Source organism: Verrucomicrobium sp. 3C (genome assembly GCF_000379365.1).
Lineage (GTDB): Bacteria > Verrucomicrobiota > Verrucomicrobiia > Methylacidiphilales > Methylacidiphilaceae > Methylacidimicrobium.
In genome coordinates this window covers 233,932-237,854 of sequence record NZ_KB901877.1, presented here as the reverse complement: position 1 = coordinate 237,854, position 3,923 = coordinate 233,932, and the positions used below count along the sequence as shown (strand labels likewise).

Annotated in this window: 3 protein-coding genes and 1 pseudogene; 2 read left to right on the top strand and 2 right to left on the bottom strand. The window is 58.6% G+C overall.

Going from position 1 to position 3,923, the window contains the following annotated elements; genetic code table 11:
* Window positions 1-141: 141 nt before the first annotated feature.
* The gene (locus A37A_RS0113785; protein ID WP_255324929.1) at window positions 142-285 is read right to left on the bottom strand and encodes a helix-turn-helix domain-containing protein; all 144 of its coding nucleotides are present in this window, start codon (window positions 283-285) and stop codon (window positions 142-144) included.
* 213 nt (window positions 286-498) lie between these two features.
* Here A37A_RS0113785 and A37A_RS0113780 point away from each other — a divergent pair, with 213 nt between their 5' ends.
* On the top strand, window positions 499-1,455 hold the full coding sequence (locus A37A_RS0113780) for an FkbM family methyltransferase (protein ID WP_231363937.1): 957 nt from the start codon (window positions 499-501) through the stop codon (window positions 1,453-1,455).
* Between the two features lie 158 nt (window positions 1,456-1,613).
* Here the strand turns inward: A37A_RS0113780 and A37A_RS19635 are convergent.
* Window positions 1,614-1,892 (bottom strand): annotated as a pseudogene (locus A37A_RS19635) (transposase); the annotation flags it as partial.
* Between the two features lie 154 nt (window positions 1,893-2,046).
* On the opposite strand from A37A_RS19635, the gene A37A_RS17675 reads away from it, so the two are divergent.
* Window positions 2,047-3,528, top strand: coding sequence for an IS1634 family transposase (locus A37A_RS17675; RefSeq protein ID WP_018292072.1), 1,482 nt, complete (start codon window positions 2,047-2,049; stop codon window positions 3,526-3,528).
* The last annotated feature ends 395 nt before the right edge of the window (window positions 3,529-3,923 follow it).

Genomic DNA, 3,923 nt, shown 5'->3' with positions numbered 1-3,923 from the left:
CTCAAGGCTTACTTCGCCAAATACAATGATCACTGCCAGCCCTTCCATTGGACTAAAGGGCCGGAAAAGCTTCAGCACATCATCGAGCTCACCCAGCAATTCCAAGCCGAATATGCTGCTGCGAACGTATGAGTCGATGTACTAAGGCCTCCGCTTCCTCCGAGCAAAAAGCCCGTCGTATCCCCGTATCCGGTACCGAGCTCGCCATCGCCGAAGGGTGCGAGGACTCCATCCCAAAATCTCCGCGGCATCTAACCAACTGAACCGCTTCGCCATCGCCCGCATAATCACCTCCTGAACTTTCATGACCCGCCATCCTTCCGCTTCGCCAAAGCCGTCCATGCCCCTATCTCATGAACTCTCCAGCCCCCAATACCCAAGCGGTCACTTCATCTGTCCTCCCGGCGGTCACTTCACTTGCTTACGACACGGTCTGGAAAACAATTTGACGGATCGAGGGTTTCCATGCAACGAAAGCTAGAGATGCCCAAAGAAGCGATGAATGGACGGCCTGGACTGCGGGACCGCTCGCAACAGGAAGCCGGATGCACCGACCAACCTCGTCATCTTCCCTGGGGGGAAGCGGTTAAACGGTGGCTCTCGGATCGCGAACTCTCGATCTTTTCGCATCTGTCGGGCTTCCGCAGGTTTTGCCGGGGAGGCGAGCTTCCCGGTCTTTCAAAGGCAGCCATCCTGATGGATTACCTGCGGATGAAGTGTGGGCAGGGCATGGAAAAAAGCGGCGATGGCATTGTCCGAATCGCTGGTCGGCCCTGGGCTTGCCTAAAAAGAGGGGCGGCGACGGGGCTATACCGGCAAATCTTTCTTTTCCGCGATTATGAATTCCGCTCGGCCAATCCGGCCCCGCGAATCCTTGACTGCGGAGCTAACATCGGGTTGGCGACTCTCTTTTTCAAGCTCAGCTACCCGCAGAGCCAAATCGATGCCTTCGAGGCTGATCCGGATCTGGCAACTATTCTCGAGCGCAATGTCCAAGGCAACGAACTTTCCAACGTGAACGTCCATTGCTGCGCGCTGGCGAAAGGTGAAGGTGAGATCGATTTTTATCCGAGCGGGACCACTACTACTAATGGAAGTGTTCAGGCAGACTTATGGAGAGGCGGCGAGCCAGTGCGCGTGCAGGCGCGCCGCCTCTCGGAATGGATCGGAGACGAGGTCGATTTCCTCAAGATGGACATCGAAGGGGCCGAATCCGAGGTGATCGCCGAACTCTCCGAATCGGGGGCGCTCGTCAGGGTTCGGGAGGCCGTGGTCGAATATCATCATAACCACCATGGCTTCGAAGGAGGACAATCGGGCCTCGCGCGATTCCTGGATTTCTGGGAGAGAGCTGGATTTTCCTATCAGCTATCGGCGGATGGGGCAGGGATTGGTTGGCCCCGGGTTCATTTCTTTTTAATTCGATTCCGGCGGGTCGCGGACTTAAAGGGTTAAGAGTATAGATCGCGTCGGGTCTTTCCTGGTGCTCTTGTTGCCGCTCAGGTATCACTGACGGGTTGCCCTGATTCCAAGTGTATCCGTCCGGCATCTGAAACGCGGACCACATAGGCCCGCTAGCAGCCCGTCGTACTTAGACTTAGCGCGATAACTCCTCATGATGCGCCGGCAGTCCGATGCGGCACAGGGAACGATTGTCTCGGAACCTGTAAAGGCCAGAATAAAGGCCAGAATAATGCGGCGGCCGGTCTGGCGCAGAGCGACCATGGGGATCCGACCATCGGGGAACCGGGGTGGCGTGCTCCCATCAGCTTCCAAAGGCGCTTGAAGTTGTACGCCAAGCAGACCAACGACCATTCGCCCTGGACTTTGGCTTGCCCGCGGAGCCGAAACGCTCGGAAGCCCATCACCGATTTGATGACGCCGAAGACCGGCCCATGTTTGGTGAAAATCGACTATTTTGACGATGGCTCCAGGGTTGGGGAACGAACTTTTGCAAAAATGTAGTGCCACACTGTGAATAACTTTATCGTATGCTAGTGGCCTTTGTAGCTTGCTATTCTCGATGATAAACGGTAATGCTATTTCATGTTTCTACGCACCCTGCGGTTGCGTCGGAAGGACGGGAGCGAGGCGGAGTATGTTCGGTTGGTGGAAAGCTACCGGGAAAAGGGACAGGTCAAGCAGCGGATTGTCGCGACTCTNGGCCGCAAGGATCTCTTGGCNCCCCACTTGGATCGGCTCGCGGAGCTGCTCGGNCGGAGCNCGCCGGCTTCTCGTAGGGCGCTTGAGCCTCAGGAATCCGCGGTTTGGGGTCCAATGCTTGTCGCCAGGCATCTCTGGGAGGAGCTGGGTCTGGAAGAGCTTTTGGAAGAGAAGAGGGGGAAGGGCAAAGGAATTGCTCTTGCGGAACGGGCCTTCGTCCTTGTGGCCAACCGGCTCATCTGCCCGGGAAGCGAGCACGCCTTGGCCCAGTGGCTGGAGACCGACTACGTTCCCGACGGGAAAGGAGAGAGGATCCGGCCGGTCTGGAAGCAGAACGGCCGAGTTCGGGNCGACCACCGCTTCCTTTGGCCGTGGTACCGGACCCTTGACGAGCTCATCGGGCGGANGCAGAGGATCGAGGAAGGGCTCTTTGCCCGGTTGCGGGATCTCTTCTGCCTCAAGCCCGAGATGGTCTTCTATGATTTGACTTCTTCCTATTTCGAAGGGGAAGGTCCGGAGGGTTTGGCCCAATACGNCTACAGCCGNGACCATCGGGAGGGAAACCGGCAGATCCTCTTGGGGGTCGTCATGGCCAATGGCTGGCCGATTGCCCACCATGTCTTCCGGGGCAATCGGCACGATTCGGAAACCGTTCTGCCGATCGTCGCCGACTTGGAGAAACGCTTCGGGTTGCGTCGGATCGTCTTCGTCGGGGACCGGGGGATGGTGAGCACGGCCAACTTGGGCTTCCTCTGGAGCCAGGGGCATGGATTTTTGGTCGGCTTACGCCGACGAAGGAACCCGGAGGTCTTGGAGTATATCCGCAAGGCTCAGAGCGGTTCCTGGCAGCCCTGCTCTCCGGAGGGGAAGGATCGGGTCTGCGAAGTCGAGGGAGCGCTTCCCGGCCAGCGGGTCTTCGTGGTCGAGAGTGCCGAGCGACTGGCCTACGAGCAGGCCATGCGGGAGAGGGACGTCGCGAAGGCCCGGGAAGAGCTGGGGAAACTCGCCAAGCGTGTCGAAAAAGGAGAGCTTCGGAATCGGGAAGAGATCGGAGCCTCCGTCGCCCGGATCCTCTCTCTCCATCGCGGCCACCGCTACTTCCGCTGGAGTCTGCGGGCGGGCAAGCTCCAGGTCTCCGAAGAGCCAGTGGAGACCGAAAAGCTTCTGGAGGGCAAGTATGTGATCCTCACCGAGGAAAAGGATCTCTCCCCGCTCGAGGCCGTCCGGGCCTACAAGGAGCTCTCCGAGGTGGAAAGAGCCTTCCGGAAGCTCAAGGACGTCCTGGAGCTTCGGCCGATCTACCACCACAATCCCAAACGGGTGCGGGCGCACGTCTTCGTCGCCGCCTTGGCCTTCCCTGCTTGACCGGCTCCTGGAGAAGAAACTCAAGGCGGCCAATCTCCCCTTCTCCAGCGAGCAAGCTTGGGTTGCCCTCCGAACCATCCATCTGGTGGAGTTCGCCTTCGGAAATGAAAAACGTCGCGGGGTCACCGCCGGGAACCATCAGGCCCGGCAAATCCTCTCCGCCTTGCACATCTCTGCCCGGGAGCCGCCGCCCCAAAGGGCAAAAATGGGTCCTGTAGTGCCAATTTGAAATGACGGGTACTGCCTCGCAACGACTTACGAGACCTTCCCCCAAACATGGGCCGAACTGGATGGCAAATTGCCTGGCCGCCTGGTTCCAGGTCGGCGACGGATGTTTCCATTTCTTGGTGACGTTCCGTAAGACCAGGAAAATCAATTTGGTCGCCGCTTCATCA